Source organism: Bacillus sp. L381, from assembly GCF_030284525.1.
GTDB lineage: Bacteria > Bacillota > Bacilli > Bacillales > Bacillaceae > Bacillus > Bacillus amyloliquefaciens.
On record NZ_CP127224.1, the window covers coordinates 3675851 to 3691332 of the forward strand.

Annotated in this window: 18 protein-coding genes and 1 pseudogene; 2 read left to right on the forward strand and 17 right to left on the reverse strand. The window is 45.6% G+C overall.

The features are described from left to right. Nucleotides 1–44: 44 nt before the first annotated feature. The 4 genes from QRX25_RS18855 to QRX25_RS18870 all read right to left on the reverse strand — a co-directional run bounded on the left by QRX25_RS18855 (nt 45) and on the right by QRX25_RS18870 (nt 4080). A complete protein-coding gene (locus tag QRX25_RS18855) occupies nt 45–719 on the reverse strand; it encodes a DUF3298 and DUF4163 domain-containing protein (protein ID WP_212099838.1) in 675 nt (224 codons plus the stop codon). 140 nt (nt 720–859) lie between these two features. Further along, complete coding sequence (yxiS, locus tag QRX25_RS18860) at nt 860–1162, reverse strand: protein YxiS (RefSeq protein WP_029575284.1); 303 nt, start codon at nt 1160–1162, stop codon at nt 860–862. Nucleotides 1163–1182: 20 nt separating this feature from the next. Then, nucleotides 1183–1866: a hypothetical protein gene (locus tag QRX25_RS18865; RefSeq protein WP_212099841.1), complete on the reverse strand. Its 684-nt coding sequence runs from the start codon at nt 1864–1866 to the stop codon at nt 1183–1185. Between the two features lie 162 nt (nt 1867–2028). Then, entirely contained in the window at nt 2029–4080 is a 2052-nt protein-coding gene (locus QRX25_RS18870; RefSeq protein WP_212099844.1) for a catalase, read from the reverse strand. A 199-nt stretch (nt 4081–4279) separates the two neighbouring features. On the opposite strand from QRX25_RS18870, the gene citH reads away from it, so the two are divergent. Continuing rightward, nucleotides 4280–5560 (forward strand): citrate transporter CitH, encoded by a 1281-nt coding sequence (gene citH, locus QRX25_RS18875; protein ID WP_115996485.1) that lies wholly within the window; start codon nt 4280–4282, stop codon nt 5558–5560. A gap of 42 nt (nt 5561–5602) precedes the next feature. Here the strand turns inward: citH and bglS are convergent, their stop codons facing one another. Both bglS and licT read right to left on the reverse strand, forming a co-directional pair. Next, nucleotides 5603–6322 carry a beta-glucanase gene (bglS, locus tag QRX25_RS18880; protein ID WP_115996483.1) on the reverse strand — a complete coding sequence of 240 codons (720 nt, stop codon included), beginning with the start codon at nt 6320–6322 and terminating at the stop codon, nt 5603–5605. Between the two features lie 231 nt (nt 6323–6553). Next, nucleotides 6554–7388, reverse strand: a pseudogene (gene licT, locus QRX25_RS18885) (BglG family transcription antiterminator LicT). 171 nt (nt 7389–7559) lie between these two features. Between licT and QRX25_RS18890 the strand changes: the two are divergent. Further along, entirely contained in the window at nt 7560–8810 is a 1251-nt protein-coding gene (locus QRX25_RS18890; RefSeq protein ID WP_212099847.1) for an MFS transporter, read from the forward strand. A gap of 33 nt (nt 8811–8843) precedes the next feature. Here QRX25_RS18890 and QRX25_RS18895 read toward each other — a convergent pair whose 3' ends face one another. The 11 genes from QRX25_RS18895 to QRX25_RS18945 form a co-directional block, all read right to left on the reverse strand. Further along, on the reverse strand, nt 8844–10283 hold the full coding sequence (locus QRX25_RS18895) for a DEAD/DEAH box helicase (protein ID WP_212099850.1): 1440 nt from the start codon (nt 10281–10283) through the stop codon (nt 8844–8846). 54 nt (nt 10284–10337) lie between these two features. Next, nucleotides 10338–10712 carry a hypothetical protein gene (locus tag QRX25_RS18900; protein ID WP_065982689.1) on the reverse strand — a complete coding sequence of 125 codons (375 nt, stop codon included), beginning with the start codon at nt 10710–10712 and terminating at the stop codon, nt 10338–10340. Then, a complete protein-coding gene (locus QRX25_RS18905; protein WP_212099852.1) occupies nt 10693–11028 on the reverse strand; it encodes a PIM8 family immunity protein in 336 nt (111 codons plus the stop codon). Before QRX25_RS18905 ends, QRX25_RS18900 begins: the two co-directional genes overlap by 20 nt. Beyond that, a complete protein-coding gene (locus QRX25_RS18910) occupies nt 11015–11380 on the reverse strand; it encodes an SMI1/KNR4 family protein (protein ID WP_212099854.1) in 366 nt (121 codons plus the stop codon). The genes QRX25_RS18905 and QRX25_RS18910 overlap by 14 nt, the downstream gene beginning before the upstream one ends. Before the next feature lie 46 nt (nt 11381–11426). After that, nucleotides 11427–11900, reverse strand: a complete 474-nt coding sequence (locus QRX25_RS18915; RefSeq protein WP_212099856.1) for a DUF2716 domain-containing protein — start codon at nt 11898–11900, stop codon at nt 11427–11429. 64 nt (nt 11901–11964) lie between these two features. Next, nucleotides 11965–12771, reverse strand: a complete 807-nt coding sequence (locus tag QRX25_RS18920) for a hypothetical protein (RefSeq protein ID WP_238156930.1) — start codon at nt 12769–12771, stop codon at nt 11965–11967. A gap of 95 nt (nt 12772–12866) precedes the next feature. Then, nucleotides 12867–13109 carry a YxzC family protein gene (locus QRX25_RS18925; protein ID WP_212099860.1) on the reverse strand — a complete coding sequence of 81 codons (243 nt, stop codon included), beginning with the start codon at nt 13107–13109 and terminating at the stop codon, nt 12867–12869. A 27-nt stretch (nt 13110–13136) separates the two neighbouring features. Beyond that, nucleotides 13137–13502 carry a YxiJ family protein gene (locus QRX25_RS18930; protein ID WP_212099863.1) on the reverse strand — a complete coding sequence of 122 codons (366 nt, stop codon included), beginning with the start codon at nt 13500–13502 and terminating at the stop codon, nt 13137–13139. Between the two features lies 1 nt (nt 13503). After that, on the reverse strand, nt 13504–14364 hold the full coding sequence (locus tag QRX25_RS18935) for a YxiH-YxzG fusion protein (RefSeq protein WP_212099866.1): 861 nt from the start codon (nt 14362–14364) through the stop codon (nt 13504–13506). A gap of 14 nt (nt 14365–14378) precedes the next feature. Continuing rightward, a complete protein-coding gene (locus QRX25_RS18940; protein ID WP_212099869.1) occupies nt 14379–14972 on the reverse strand; it encodes a hypothetical protein in 594 nt (197 codons plus the stop codon). Further along, the gene (locus QRX25_RS18945) at nt 14954–15463 is read right to left on the reverse strand and encodes a YxiF family protein (protein ID WP_212099871.1); all 510 of its coding nucleotides are present in this window, start codon (nt 15461–15463) and stop codon (nt 14954–14956) included. The genes QRX25_RS18940 and QRX25_RS18945 overlap by 19 nt, the downstream gene beginning before the upstream one ends. Nucleotides 15464–15482 lie beyond the last annotated feature (19 nt).

Consider the following 15482-nt stretch of genomic DNA (forward strand, 5'->3'; position numbering starts at 1 on the left):
GAAAAAAGCGATACCGCTCCGTTTTGGAGTGATATCGCTTTTTTTTATTGATAGACGGATGCAGGTACGGAAACGTCCCGGATTCCCACCGCGTATGGTCCAAGGTCATATTGTCCGAACACAACGGCAATGCCGTTTTTCGTAAAGAAGAAAGGTCTGTCGTTATCCAGGGTGATCTCCTGTTTTTTGACGTCCTGGTCGAACAGATCGTCATGTTTCTTGATGTAGCCGTACAGATAGTCTCTCGTTTTGTTTACCTTCGTTTTCGTATTCAGCACATCACTGAGTGCGACCTGTTTTTTTGCGGCCAGATCATAATTAAAGGTCTGTACGGATGTCAGGCCATGTGCGCCGCCTGTGTAACTGTAGTCCTCCGTCTGAATGCTGAGCTTGCCGTCTTGATTATACTTCACCTTGAAATCGGTTTGGTATTCCGCTTTGTAGCCTTGTTTCTCACCGTCTTTTTTGTTTTTCACATATTCTTGATATGAATGGTCGATATAGCGTTTGAAGTCCTGATTGATTTTCTTTTCAAAAGATGCGTTTCCCGTATTTGTGACCTCGGGGTACGTCAGCTGCTTCACTTGCTTATACGTATGGCTTTTGACAACGGGCTTTGCGGTTTGCGCGGCCTCGGCTGAAGGCGCAAATCCTCCGAACGGCGCGGCTGTCAGCACTGCCAAAAGCACAGCCGCCATCATTTTGAATGTCTTTTTCATCACAACTCCTCCTTTTTATTTACCGTTCCCTTTTTGAAAACGGGTTACACTCTATAGACAGCACAGATCAGGAAATTGTTTCTAGGCCATTTTTCACATTTTTTCCATCAAAAAAGAGACGTGGAAAATCCACGCCTCTTTTACCGTGAAGGTCTTTGCGCAATGGCTTCATAAACGGCTTCCGCCAGATCGGAGTTGCCGAACATCTCCAAAACGCCGATAACGGTTTGATCAGGAATCGGCTCAGATTCCTCCTTCGGTACGACAAGCTCTTCAGCCGTTTTTCGCAGCTCTTCGTTTAAAGGCTGTCCGGGATAAGCCCTGCTGTAAATCGCCATCGGATCAAGGTCATGATTGACGCACCATTGGGCAAACACCAAAATCATCATGTTTTCGTCACGCCGGTAATATTCTTCGAGTTGTTTTTCGGTAAACGGCTTCACTATGTATCCCTCTACTTTTATTATTCTTCTACTTGAAGTTCCAAAGTTTCAATCTGTTTTCGAATAATTTGAATGTCTCTCTTAATTAATGTCCCCGGTACTATAATTTTTGCAGATTTGCCATTAGTAAGGGAAAAATCGAACCTTTGCATTTCAATAGTTCCTTGTTCTAACGCTTCTCTTGGAGTGCTGTTTTTTTTATCCATAAATGTTTCCTCTCTATTTGATTTTATTATTTTTCTATTTTTATGTATTATATTAGCGAATAAAGCTGACTCAATGAAAATCCTAGAGGCATATTCACTACTGTTATCTGAAATTTCATGATATACATTTAAAATCTCAGGTAAATTATCTGGAATTGCACCTTCACTTAAATACTTATTAAAAAGTTCAGCAAATAGTTCTGGTTGAAGAAATGCTGTTCTCAAAGCACTTTGAAAATCCTTCTCACTCATTGAATCAATTATCCTTTTGGAAAGCTGAGTCAGCTTATAATTACCAGAGGAGCTTTCTAATAATCCAAAGTGTTTTAAGGATGCTATTTTGTTGCCTACAGCCCCGCTGTATTTTTTATATCCCAGAGCTTTTGTTATTAAGTCCTTTTTAATATCGCTATCTCCTGAATAACTTCTTATTAACTTAGCGAACTTTAAAGTGTTTTCTAAATTAAATCGCGGAAATCCACGGCTTCTCTTTTTCATAAAACTCCCCTAACTTGTATCGCGAGATAATTACTTACTTTAAACTTATGTTAACTTAAAGTCAACTCCAGTTCAAGCAATATAGAGATTAAATTTTTAGTTTGTTCTATTATTAACTCAACTTAAAGAGTGCCTCATTTTCAGAGGCACTCAAATATATTCTTATATTTTTCTGTCCCAATGCCGATGCTCGGCTACGGCCTTCAGAAATTGTTCATGGTTCCCGTCCGGAACAAGGCCGGGGCCGCTTTCGGTTCCGGCGGCGAGGGTGAGAAGTTCTTTTCCTTCCCCGGAGGCGCCGATCGCTTTGTAATGACTGAAGGCTTCACTGACGAAGTCTTTAGCCGATTTTCGGGCTTTGAGACTGTCTGTGCTTCGTTGTCCGCCCGGAATGAAAACAGCATCATACAGGACGGAATCCGCTGTCAGGAAAGTGGCTGACGCTTCCAGCTCCGTACCGTTTTCTCCCTTGACGGTGCCAAGTGCAGGGCTGATGATATCGGCTCTGACTCCCGCCTCTTTGCATGCGGCAAGCAATTGTTTGACTTCCTCATCCGCAAACCCGTGATCGGCCAAAACCGCGACCTGCCTTGTAGCTGCCGTTTTCACCGTGTTTTCCTGGCTTAAGGCCGGGGAAGTGAAGGTTTCATCGGATTCACGATCCTTCGGCGGCGGGTTCACTCCGATTCCTTTCGCAACGCGCTCGGCAAGCTCGGCGTCGACGTGACTGAAGACCTTCACCACCTGCTGCTGCACATCCTTGCTGTTTACTTTCCCTACCTCAAAACAGAACGCGGAAATGATATGTTCCTTTTCGGCGGGAGACATGCTGTTCCAGAACATCTTGGCCTGAGAAAAATAGTCATTGAAGCTCTCACTGCGCTGTCGGATTTTTCTGCCTTCTACTTTTTCCTGATAATGAACGTATCCGCCTTCTTCTTCTGAGGCCGGCGACGGATCATTATTCTGCAGAGAATTCTTATGATAGGCGACAGGGCCCTTATTAATCGTCATCCGGTGGTAGCCGTCGTATTGGTTGTTATGGAACGGACAGACCGGCCGGTTGATCGGAATCTCGTGAAAATTTGGCCCGCCAAGACGGATGAGCTGTGTGTCTGTATAAGAGAAAAGCCGTCCCTGTAAAAGCGGGTCATTGGTAAAATCAATGCCCGGCACGACATTTCCCGGGTGGAATGCGACCTGTTCTGTTTCCGCAAACACATTATCCTGGTTGCGGTTCAGCGTCATTTTTCCAATAATCTTCACCGGCACAAGCTCTTCCGGCCACAGCTTGGTCGGGTCAAGAATATCAAAATCAAACTTGAATTCATCTTCCTCATCAATCATCTGAACGCCAAGCTCGTATTCAACCTTGCCGCCGTTTTCAATGGTTTCCCACAGGTCGCGGCGATTGAAATCGGGATCTTTCCCGGCAATTTTCTGCGCTTCATCCCATACGAGGGAATGAACGCCGAGAACCGGCTTCCAGTGGAATTTCACGAAACGCGCCTTTCCTTTCTCATTGATGAAACGGAATGTATGTACGCCGAAGCCCTCCATCATCCGGTAGCTTCGCGGGATTCCGCGGTCAGACATCGTCCACATCACCATGTGCGCGGATTCAGGATTGTTCGCGACAAAATCCCAGAACGTATCATGAGCCGTCGCAGCCTGAGGCATCTCATTGTGCGGTTCCGGTTTTAAGGCGTGAACGAGATCCGGGAACTTGATCGCGTCCTGAATGAAGAACACCGGAATATTGTTTCCGACAAGGTCGTAATTCCCTTCTTCGGTGTAAAACTTCGTCGCAAATCCCCTGGCGTCACGGACTGTGTCGGCTGACCCCTTGGAGCCCGCCACTGTTGAAAAACGCACGAAGACAGGCGTTTTGACAGACGGATCCTGCAAAAATTTCGCCCTCGTGTATTCCGTCATCGGTTCGTACACCTGAAAATGCCCATGAACGCCGTACCCGCGCGCATGAACGACCCGTTCCGGAATCCGCTCGTGGTCAAAATGCGTCATTTTTTCGCGAAAATGAAAATCCTCCATCAGCGTGGGGCCGCGGACACCCGCTTTTAAAGAATGCTCATCCTCAGACACACGAAGCCCCTGATTGGTCGTCATTTTTTTGCCGCTGTTATCTGCCCGGTACTGCTCCAGCTGCTCGTCCTTTGAGTGTTCATTTACACGTTTGTTTTGATCATCACTCATGTCTATTCCCCCTTATCAAACGAAACATTCTACAGCACATTTACCCGCGGCGTTCTTCATATAAACTGCTGATCCGCTGATTAGGATTTTAGGTCTACATATAAATATGCGGCCATACACATTTGAAATAAGCCTTCTTCACAGAAAGAAAGTGTGGAAGCGCTTACCAAAATAACTGTTGAACAGGGGAGGTCATATCGTGCTTGCCATACTCGGTTTTGTGATGATGATTGTCTTTATGTATCTTATTATGTCTAACCGGCTTTCCGCTCTTATTGCTTTGATTGTCGTTCCTGTTGTGTTTGCCCTGATCAGCGGATTCGGCAAAGATCTTGGGGAGATGATGATTCAGGGCGTGACAGACCTCGCACCTACCGGTATCATGCTGTTATTCGCCATCCTGTATTTCGGCATTATGATTGACTCAGGTCTGTTTGATCCCCTCATTGCCAAAATCTTATCGCTTGTCAAAGGAGACCCCTTAAAAATCGCCGTAGGCACAGCAGTTCTGACAATGACCATTTCGCTGGACGGAGATGGGACAACAACTTATATGATTACCATCGCGGCGATGCTGCCTTTATACAAACGTCTCGGCATGAACCGTTTGGTGTTAGCAGGAATAGCGATGCTCGGTTCAGGGGTCATGAATATTATTCCTTGGGGCGGGCCGACTGCGAGGGTTTTGGCTTCCTTGAAATTGGACACGTCAGAGGTCTTCACGCCGCTGATTCCAGCTATGATCGCCGGCATTCTCTGGGTGATCGCCGTTAGTTATATCCTCGGCAAGAAAGAGCGGAAGCGGATCGGCGTCATTTCGATTGATCACGCGCCGTCTTCCGTTCCTGAGACGGCGCCGCTCAAACGTCCCGCTCTTCAATGGTTCAACCTGCTGCTGACTGTCGCCCTGATGGCCGCACTGATCACCAGCCTGCTGCCGCTCCCTGTTCTTTTTATGACCGCGTTCGCAGTGGCCTTGATGGTTAACCATCCGAATGTCAAAGAGCAGCAGAAACGAATCTCGGCGCATGCGGGTAATGCATTAAACGTTGTCTCAATGGTCTTTGCGGCAGGCATATTCACAGGCATCCTCTCCGGCACAAAAATGGTGGATGCGATGGCGCATTCCCTCGTTTCACTCATCCCTGATGCCATGGGCCCGCACCTGCCGCTGATCACTGCGATCGTCAGCATGCCATTCACCTTTTTCATGTCGAATGACGCCTTTTACTTCGGTGTCCTTCCCATCATCGCTGAAGCCGCTTCCGCTTACGGAATAGATGCCGCTGAAATAGGAAGGGCCTCCCTGCTGGGTCAGCCGGTGCATTTGCTCAGCCCGCTTGTGCCTTCCACCTATCTATTGGTCGGAATGGCAGGCGTCAGCTTTGGCGACCATCAAAAATTCACCATCAAATGGGCCGTGGGGACAACGATTGTGATGACGATTGCGGCGCTTTTGATTGGGATTATTTCGTTTTAATCAAAAAAAGGATTTCCGCCAGCGGAAATCCTTTTCTGTACATTATTTTTTTGTATAGCGCACCCAGTCGTAATGAGCGTATAGCGGATTTACACCATTGTAGGAACCGAGCCAATCATCGACACCCGTACCATTCCACAAATTCATCATGATTTTCCCCGGCGCTGCCGGAATTTGGGTTGTCGCAGTATGTTTTAATTGCCCATCGACATACCATTTAATAGAGTTTGGCTGCCAATCGAATGCATACGTATGATAGGCATTGGCTGCATCAAATCCGAGATCCGCCATCTTCTCATGGTTTCCTGCGCCATTTGTATAATAGTTAAATTGAACCTTTGTTGTGTCTTTTCCCAAAAATTCGATATCAATCTCATCCCAAGGAGTCCCATCCGTTGGACCTGTATAAGTGAAGAACGATGAAACAATCCCTGTGTTTTTAGCCGGTTTCATTCTGACTTCATAAAGTCCATAGCCATATGTTTGAACCGAGCGGTTTTCCCCGCAGTCAAACTTGTTATAAGACGGACTTGTCAGCGCCAAACGCATTTCACCTGATGACGTCATAGATACGTTATTCGCACGCCAAGTGCAGTTAAACATATCTCCATTCGAGTAACCATCAGCTTTTTGCCATAATCCGGAATTATAGCTGTTAAAAGGTTCAAAAAACGAACCGCCTGTTTGAGCCGAAGCACTAGAAGTGACCCCACACAAACTCATAAACAATCCGGTGACAAGAATCAGCAACACTCGTTTCATGTTAGCATTCCCCCTTTTTTGAACACGCTTTCTTTATTGATCATACATGATCCTTTTAAAAGGGAACATCGGTCAAAATAATGATAATCCTTCTGTTAAAAAATAAAAACCTAAACTACATCAGCACAGACAGAGATGATCCGCACTCATTGTCATTTAGGTTTTACCTGCTTATCAGTAACAATCCTATATATGAATGGAAGAAACAATCAATATGAGGAAACGCTTTCATTATACTAGTTTGACTGCCCTTTCTATGTGAATCGTTAAATACAGCAGCTCGTCACTGGTGAGCTTATGTCCATACTCTCTCTCTCAATGTAGGTATGGATATTCTTCGTGCATTTATACGCCCGATGATACTTTTCTTTCACTGTCTCCAGCAAAAAATCGTCCTGGCTTTCCATGTGTGTGCCGTTAAAAAGACGCTGTGCGAAAAACTTTAAGTGGGTGACAAACCGATAATAGTGCAGCGATTCTTCGTTGAATTCAATCTTAAAATGGTATTTTACGATACTCAAAATCTCTTGCATGACTTTTGTAATGTTGATGATAGTGGGCATCTCTTCATTCAGCTCGGCATTTATAATATGCAGCGCAATAAAGCCCGCTTCATCCTCCGGCAAAGACACGCCAGTCTTGTTTTTTACCATGACCAACGCTTCTTTTCCGATGGCAAATTCGTCTTGTACAGCCGCTTTGTTTCCCACAGCAAAGCATTTTTGATATCAAGCCCTCTCTGGCTGCGGCGGATGGCGAAGTTAATATGGTCGGTCAGCGACACATAGAAGCTGTCGTTGAGTTTTTTGCCGAGCTGTAATTTCGCATAGCTGATAATCTCTTCGGATACTTCCATACACTCGATCGGAATTTCATACAAAAGCGTTTTGAACTTTTCGGATACATCTTTGTTATCGAGCGTGAACACTTTCTCAATGCGGGCTTCATCTACCGGGTCTCCTGTTTTCTTTTGAAAAGCAATGCCCCGGCCCATGATGACCAATTCCTGATTGCCTTCCTTGAGCACACTGACGACATTATTATTAATGACTTTCGCAATCTTCAATTCCGTTTCCCTCCCACCTGACCATTTACCTGTTTCACCTTGATTGTACATCCTTTTTGAACTAGGTCAATATCTCCAGGTCAATCAGAAAACGCCGTTCAGAAATCATTGTCCAACTATGTGACAGAAGCGCATATAATGCAGAGAACCGGTTTTTGAGAAGGAGCGTGTGTGATGAAACGGTTTTCGAAAGAAGAAAGCAGCTGGATGTTGTATGATTGGGCCAATTCAGCTTATTCCGTCATTATTATGACGGCGGTGTTCCCCCTGTTTTTTAAAGCGGCGGCGGCTGAAAACGGCGTCAGCGCGGCCGATTCCACCGCTTATTTGGGCTATACGATTGCCGCCGCGACTTTTATTTTGGCGATGCTCGGCCCCGTCTTAGGAACGATTGCCGACTACAAAGGATGCAAGAAACGGTTTTTCGCTTTCTTTTTCCTGATCGGTGTGGCGGGCACCGCCGCGCTGGCTTGTATTCCCGGTGAATCTTGGGTGCTGTTATTAATTTGTTATACGATTTCCACGATCGGCTTTGCCGGGTCTAATGTGTTTTATGATGCGTTTCTCGTAGATGTGGCCGCAAAGGAGCGGATGAACATGGTGTCCGCCAGGGGGTTTGGGCTGGGCTATATCGGCAGTACGATCCCTTTTCTTCTCAGCATTGCCGTCATCCTGTCAGCACAAGCGGAGGTGATTCCGCTGTCCGCCCAGGCTGCGGGCCGCATTGCCTTTTTGATTACGGCCGCATGGTGGGGGCTGTTCACGATCCCGCTCCTTCGCCGCGTCCGCCAGCGCTATTATATCGAGAGAGAGCCGCGGCTTGTGATCAGCAGTTTTAAACGGCTTGCCGGCACGCTGAAGCAGATCAGGAAGTACCGGGCGCTGTTTTTGTTTCTGCTCGCCTATTTCTTCTACATCGACGGGGTCGGCACAATCATTACGATGTCGACGTCATACGGGGCTGACCTCGGTATCAGCGCGGCAAATCTGCTGATTGTTTTATTTGTCACGCAGGTTGTCGCCGCCCCTTTTTCGATTTTGTACGGGAGACTGGCCGAACGGTTTAAGGGAAAAACGATGCTTTACGCCGGAATCGGCGTGTATATGATTGTCTGCACGTATGCTTATTTTATGGATTCCGCTTTTGATTTTTGGATTTTGGCTATGCTTGTCGCCACTTCTCAAGGCGGTATTCAGGCATTGAGCCGCTCGTACTTTGCCAATCTCGTCCCCAAACAGCACGCCAATGAGTTTTTCGGCTTTTATAATATTTTCGGCAAATTCGCATCAATTATCGGGCCGCTTTTGATTGCCGTAACCGCCCAGCTGACCGGGAATTCGTCAGCCGCCGTGTTCAGCCTGATATTATTATTTGTGATCGGCATTGCCATCCTTGCGTTTGTCCCTGAGGAGACGGCGTAAAAAAAAGCCTGCGTGCGCGGCAGGCTTTCTTTTTTATTTCTTGGCTTTATGGACTTTCAGTTTTTTGCCTTTGACCGTCGTATTTTTCATAATGTCGAGAACGTGCGGGCCTTTGCCGTTCAGAATTTCGACGTACGATGCGTTGTCCAGAATCGTGATAATGCCGATATCATCGGCTGACACGCCGTCGATTTTCGCAATCGTTCCGACAAAATCGACCGCTCTGAGTTTTTTCTTTTTCCCGCCGTTAAAGTACAGCTTCATGATGTCTTTGTTTAACTGTTCGCTTTTGTCTGTTTTGACGTCGGGGCGGGCGTTCAATTTTTCCGCAAAAGCCGCTTTCCGTTCCGCTGTTTCTTTCTCTGACGGCGCCTCACGCTTTTTGATGCGGAAACCGATATATGTCTCAATGTCATTCAGAAATCGCGATTCAGACGGCGTCACAAACGTAATGGCCCGTCCTCGGTGTCCGGCGCGCCCCGTTCTGCCTGTGCGGTGCACATAGCTTTCTTTTTCAAGCGGAATATCATAATTGATAACGAGGCTGATGTTTTCGATATCAATCCCTCTGGCGGCAACGTCGGTCGCAATCAAATAGCGGAACTCGCCGCGCTTGAACTCATTCATGACGTCAAAGCGGTCTTCCTGCACCATGCCGCCGTGAATTTTATCGCAAGGATAGCCCAGCCTGTCCAGCTCATCGGTTAACTGGATGACTCTTTCTTTTGTCCGGCAGAATATGATGCAGCTGTCCGGGTTTTCAGTGATCAGGACGTCACGCAGCAATGAGGATTTTTCCTCTTCTGCTGTTCTGGTGACAAAATGCTCAATGTCTTTAGTCGTCAGGCCTTCCGCTTTTACTTCAATCAATTCCGGGTCTTTCATATATGTGCGGCTCAGCTTCTCGACGTCGTCCGGCAGCGTCGCTGAAAACAGCATGGTGACTCTGTTTTTCGGCAGATGCTGAATGATGGCTTCCACCTGTTCAATAAACCCCATATTCAGCATTTCGTCCGCTTCATCAATCACCACATACGCCAGCCGGTCAAGCGGCAGCGTCCCTTTTTCTATATGATCAAGCACACGCCCCGGCGTTCCGCAAACGACATGGCTTTTTTGCTTCAGTTCGGTTTTCTGTTTATCAAAAGAAGCTTTTCCGAAAACCGCCGTGGCTTTTATCCGTTTAAAACGGCCGATATTCGTGATATCTTCTTTTATCTGCGCCGCAAGCTCGCGGGTCGGCGTTAAAATCAGGGCCTGCGGTTTGTTTTCTTCCCAATCCGCAAGCTCACAAATCGGAATGCCGAAGGCCGCGGTTTTGCCGCTGCCCGTCTGCGATTTGACGACGAGATCTTTTTTTTGCAGCGCGGCGGGGATGACGCGCCGCTGCACTTCAGTCGGCTCGGTATATTGAAGTCCTTCCAACGCTCTTACGATGTCGGGGCTGATAGAAAAATCTTTAAATTCGCTCATGAATAAACTCCTTCTCTGTCTAACTCCCCTCATTATACGCGAAACGCCGCCGCTTTACCCTGACGTTTTGCCGGGCCATTCGGAGGACTGCTTTTTCTTCATGTCAAGCACGACCCATTTGGCGCAATAAAAGCTCATGCTTCCTTCCACGTCATCGACATAATAGCGTATCGATTCCCAGCCGCCATCGATCGGGCTGATATCCAGACGGATGTCGGTGATGCTTTCAAGATCATCCAGCCGGGCAGAGCACACACCTTCAAACCGCAGCACAGCATCATACTGTCCATCAGTCAGCTTCAGCTCGAACACCGGGATTTTATCATAATACTCGTTATACCCAGTAAAGAAAGTAAACTCCGTCAATTCAAAACACCCCGGCGAATCCGGCCTCAGCATAACTGCTTTCTCATGTTTGTGCCACTCCATTTTGTGCCTCCTTCTCCTCTGCTGCTTCATATTGACGGCAGTAAAAGCGGAACGTTTGATCCTCCCGCTCCTCTATGAGAAAGTGCCGTCCATCATCGCCATCAGCAACAGGATCAATTGTTACAATGCCTGAACCAGCCGCATGACTCTCCATTTCTTTTATCCGAACGGAAGAAACGTCTTTGCATGTGAGCATTACATGAATGAGCTGATGTTCATACTCGAAGGAAAACGCCAACTCAATTACAGAAATCTCCCCTTCCCGGAAGAGGCGGAATTCTAAAATCTCATGAATCAGCCACTTATTCTTTTTCATTTTCTATTAATTCCCCTATAGCAGCGGCATACAATTCAACGCCGGCAGTCTCATGATCCCACAGATAAACGGTCTCCTCCATTACACCGTCCGCTTTCTTCAAGCACAGCTTATCCCCGGTTCCGTTGTCGGCAATTACGATCAGATCGTCAGGCATGCTTTCTTCTCTGCACACACTGTTTTGCCTAATCACATCATCCCAGGTTTTCTGTAAACGGCCTTGTTCACGGATAGGGAAAAAAATCCACTCCCCGATTTCCGCGGGGTTCTTTTTATGAAGCAGCCGTTTATATGCTTTCGGAAAAGACGCTCTCAAGCTTTTTTCCGCAGCCCTGAACTCTTCTTCTGTCATCGTTATTCCTCCCCCATAAAACATGAGATGCATTCGCAAGCGGCATTCACTTTTGAAATAAGACAGGAGCGTTTCTTTCTATCGCCCTTATTAGCGGTGAGCCAAAAACCGTAATGGTTTGCTGCCGCGGATCCCCTGACAGCCCCCACTGAAAGTCCTGATGAATAAAGAAACAATAGTCTCCGTTTGGGATAATGGGGACCAGCCATTCGCCGAATTCATCTTTATCAATTGGCGCATGAGGATTAAATAGATAACATTCATGCTGCCAGTCCAGCGCATATATAAACTCTTGCTTTAAGGTACAAGATTGAAATGCCTTGAGTATCTGCACCTCTGCATCTTCCAAAAAACTGATATTCCCTTTTTCATCATTAAATCCTTGAGATACATTAAAGACTTGAAACGGCTTCGGAGGTTTTATTGAAGCAAATCTACTGTACGGTTTCCATTTCACTGCGCGATTCACCCTGCGCCACAATTGCTCTGTCTCCTCCTCACTCAAACAATGCCAATTCATATATTTCTGCCTCCCGCAGTTTCAAACGTTTCACCTCTGCCCTTTCTTTTTTAAAAGCCGCCTGTCAGCTCAGCAAGTAAAGCCTGTTGCTCTCATCAATCCCCGCAGCCTTATCTTGATAAGCAGCCACTTGCGTAAAACGGAGAGGTTTTCTTGAGGCTTTATCAGTGAGCTGATATTCCCCAGCCTGTTTTGTCATGTTATGGAATTTTAGCGCTTTGTCAATTTGGCACGAAGCTTGATTCCGAATCAAAAAATAATATGATGAATCTTTCTTGAATTGTGCACTAAAGTCAAAGTCTGCCCTATGAAAGCTTAACGTTTCACCTTGCAAATCGACCTTCCGAATATAATCTTCACCAAGCGTACGATAATGAAGATACATGGCATCTTTTTGTGCATACGCCCCGTAAAAATGATCAATAAGGTGCGGAGCCGTACGGAAAGTATCACTGCAAGATTTCCAAGTTCCGTCTTCAAAGGGAAAGCGGGCCACGCCTTTTGAACTGATATCGTCGTCCAGGCAAGAAAATATTCCCGCTTCATCGTAGCCCAGCCACAAATTATTCGCAGAATCGACTGTCATTGACCGGATATAACGGCCCCCGTAGAGCGAATGATAAAACCCTTTGAGCGGGTGCCATATATAAATATTCGGATCTTCCTGAACCACCCCATCTTCATAGTCCTTATGAATAAGAAACAAAAATAAATCCCCCGATTTTTGAACTCCGATTATATTCATTGATGTTTGAATTTGATAGCGATGACGTAAATGTCCATCACTGTTCCGGAATATGAAAATGTGGTTGATATATTCTTCTTTCCGCACTTTTTCCTGAGCCAGTACGATGAGTTCCGCTGCATTCATGGACAGAATGATTGGGCCGCTTGTGTTTATTTTTGTATTGATTCTTGTAAAAACTAATTCCGACATGAACGCACCCTTTCTTCATGTATTTCCGGTCACCTATATTCCTGCACCCATTCTCTTAATTCTTCTGTGGTATGCAGATATGAATCAGGCGAATCTTTCAGATCAAACCCGCTCAAATACACGAGCATCTCCCAAACGTTTTCATCCTCAACCTCCGGATCATCTGCAGCCACATACTCACACGCCCAATCCGACACTTCTTCCCTTGCCGCTTGACCGTTCAGGATCAGATCAGCCTTCTTCAGACATTCTGCCATTGTTGGTTCTTTCATGTTAGAAGCCTGCCTTTCGATTTTCTTTCATTTCTTGTTTAAAATGCTGACTAACAGCCTCCTGGCCCGTTCGTGCCGCCCGATTTCCCGGCTGAGCTCCGGGTATTCTGTTAAAGCAATTTCCAGATGCGCATATTGAGGATACAGCTCAAAAAAGGATTTATATAAGGCTTTACGCTGGCGCTTAGGCATTTGTTTATTCGCCAAAACAAAATCTAAGCTGCCGCAGACAAGCGCGAAATATTCATAAAAATCCCCCGCGCAGGCAACCCCCTCAAAGTCTTCTTCAAAACTCCCCGCATCTGAGGGCAGCGGACCCTCCAATTCTTTTTTGTGAAACTTCAGGTTTCTGATGTCGTCATCATTTAAAGAATATCTGTTGGATCTCAACATTTCATTTAGCCGAAAAGAATTCATTTTGTTTTCCATTACTTATATCCCGCTTGTAGATCCCCGAAGTCGAGACCGCGTAAATGGAATTTCCAGTCAGCTTCAGCTGATGCCCCGAAAGCTCACGGCCATCCGGATCACAGCACTTCACCTCTTGCACCGGCAGACTGACATCAGCCGGAATGAGGGACAATGAATGATCATCTTTGCATATCCAAAACCCGTCATCTGAAATCGCAAGCTGATCATATACCCCTGAACATGCTTTATCAGAAATAATCCACACTCGTTTTACATCGGTTTCATCAAACGCAGCAATGACTGTATATGAGTAATACAGCATGTAGATCAGTCCGTTTTTTTCTGCAAGCGCATAGCAGTCATCTGCCGCGGGCGCATATATTTCTGAAAGCTGCTGATCAATGTGGATTTCCTTTAGCTGCCCGTCTAAAGTGAAGCACAGCACACTGTGCCCATCAGGATTTTCATCGCTATAAATGCCTTCATCACTTAAACCGATCCACAGGTTTTGTTTTTCGTCCAAAAGACTGCATGAAACCCCTGAAGGCAGAGAAAATGCACTTTGTTCTGTTCCATCTGCTGAAAATACCTTCACTTTATGCTCATGCGATTCAAAGAAAATCAACACATACCTGTCAGCCGAAATCTGTTGAAACAGCATAATATCCTCACACGGAATTTGTTCATCGATATGAACCTCTCGGGTATCGCCGGATTCATCCGTGATTGTAAACGAGAGACCGCCATTCTGATGCCGTCCAAGATACTGACGTCCGCAGTTGTCAAAGTGACAAAAACATCCTTTTACTGATTCATCGTGTATCTTGTTCATTTTTATTTTCATGTAATTGCCCCTTGCTATTTATAATGCGCGGCGAGCTTTTTTTGAAATTCATCCGGAACGATCTGATCCGGGAATACAACTGATATCCAGTCTAAAACATGATCATCTAACGGCCTCCATGATTCTAACGTTTTTCCCGCAATCTCCTGATCAATGCCTAAAATACAAATTTCAAATTCCCTCTCTCCGTAAATCGCCCACTTGAAAGTCGGTGAAGCCCAAACAATACGAGATGCAATATTCAATATACAGTCATTTTTACTGTGCTTTGGATAATCAGTTAAGATTGAAAAATATTCATCTGCAGTTATATGCAAAGGGATTTTTAACCAGTTAAAATATCCGAATTCCCCATAAAACCGATTCATATCATCCGAGTGTTCCAGAACGGCCATTAAGATAAATTCATCGTGATGATGATGAGCCAAACTTTTGAGCATCATCCAGCCTTCTTCAGACAAGACCCAGTGGAATTCCTCGAATAGATAATAATGTTTTTGTTGTTTAAATACTTGTTCGGGCAACGTTTTGTCTTCATGAAATAAGGAATATATCTGGGATTGAAAGACTGCCGATTCCTTTGTGTTCTTTATAAAAAAGGGGTGCATCTTGTACCTCTCTTCGGCGGTTTATACGCAAGCTCACAGCCGTATTCTGTGTGAAATAAACAGATAGCAAATAGGAAGGACGGCTCAACTACAATAAAGCTGTTAGAAAGCTGCCGGCCTTCAAAATCAATAAAATTCATGAGACAGTGCAGATGATTTGCACAATCCTTCAGCGCACATTTGATAGCGCCGACTTCATCACTATACGGATGAAACAGATAAACGAAATCATTCTTCCGTTCAATCCCCACATCCGCAATGGTCTCTAAAATAAGCGATACAGCCGCTTCCCTGCCGCTTATATCAACTTCACGTACTGCACTTTGGAAAGAGCTCGATAATACATTCTCCAATATCTTCCTGCTTTGTTCTGCCTCGGCAAATTGATAAACAAACCCTGATTCTTCACAAGATGTTAATCCGGCACAAACACGTTTCATTAAAAGATGCCTCTTATTTTCTTCAAGCTTGTCAATTAACTTTTTTCTCATAGCTGGGTACTTCCTTAGA

Bases quoted from the DNA above. Each gene is read 5' to 3' on its own strand.
- QRX25_RS18855 (WP_212099838.1), bottom strand. From the start codon at position 719: ATGAAAAAGACATTCAAAATGATGGCGGCTGTGCTTTTGGCAGTGCTG.
- QRX25_RS18865 (WP_212099841.1), bottom strand. From the start codon at position 1,866: ATGAAAAAGAGAAGCCGTGGATTTCCGCGATTTAATTTAGAAAACACT.
- QRX25_RS18870 (WP_212099844.1), bottom strand. From the start codon at position 4,080: ATGAGTGATGATCAAAACAAACGTGTAAATGAACACTCAAAGGACGAG.
- bglS (WP_115996483.1), bottom strand. From the start codon at position 6,322: ATGAAACGAGTGTTGCTGATTCTTGTCACCGGATTGTTTATGAGTTTG.
- QRX25_RS18895 (WP_212099850.1), bottom strand. From the start codon at position 10,283: ATGAGCGAATTTAAAGATTTTTCTATCAGCCCCGACATCGTAAGAGCG.
- QRX25_RS18900 (WP_065982689.1), bottom strand. From the start codon at position 10,712: ATGGAGTGGCACAAACATGAGAAAGCAGTTATGCTGAGGCCGGATTCG.
- QRX25_RS18905 (WP_212099852.1), bottom strand. From the start codon at position 11,028: ATGAAAAAGAATAAGTGGCTGATTCATGAGATTTTAGAATTCCGCCTC.
- QRX25_RS18910 (WP_212099854.1), bottom strand. From the start codon at position 11,380: ATGACAGAAGAAGAGTTCAGGGCTGCGGAAAAAAGCTTGAGAGCGTCT.
- QRX25_RS18915 (WP_212099856.1), bottom strand. From the start codon at position 11,900: ATGAATTGGCATTGTTTGAGTGAGGAGGAGACAGAGCAATTGTGGCGC.
- QRX25_RS18920 (WP_238156930.1), bottom strand. From the start codon at position 12,771: ATGAATGCAGCGGAACTCATCGTACTGGCTCAGGAAAAAGTGCGGAAA.
- QRX25_RS18925 (WP_212099860.1), bottom strand. From the start codon at position 13,109: ATGAAAGAACCAACAATGGCAGAATGTCTGAAGAAGGCTGATCTGATC.
- QRX25_RS18930 (WP_212099863.1), bottom strand. From the start codon at position 13,502: ATGTTGAGATCCAACAGATATTCTTTAAATGATGACGACATCAGAAAC.
- QRX25_RS18935 (WP_212099866.1), bottom strand. From the start codon at position 14,364: ATGAAAATAAAAATGAACAAGATACACGATGAATCAGTAAAAGGATGT.
- QRX25_RS18940 (WP_212099869.1), bottom strand. From the start codon at position 14,972: ATGCACCCCTTTTTTATAAAGAACACAAAGGAATCGGCAGTCTTTCAA.
- QRX25_RS18945 (WP_212099871.1), bottom strand. From the start codon at position 15,463: ATGAGAAAAAAGTTAATTGACAAGCTTGAAGAAAATAAGAGGCATCTT.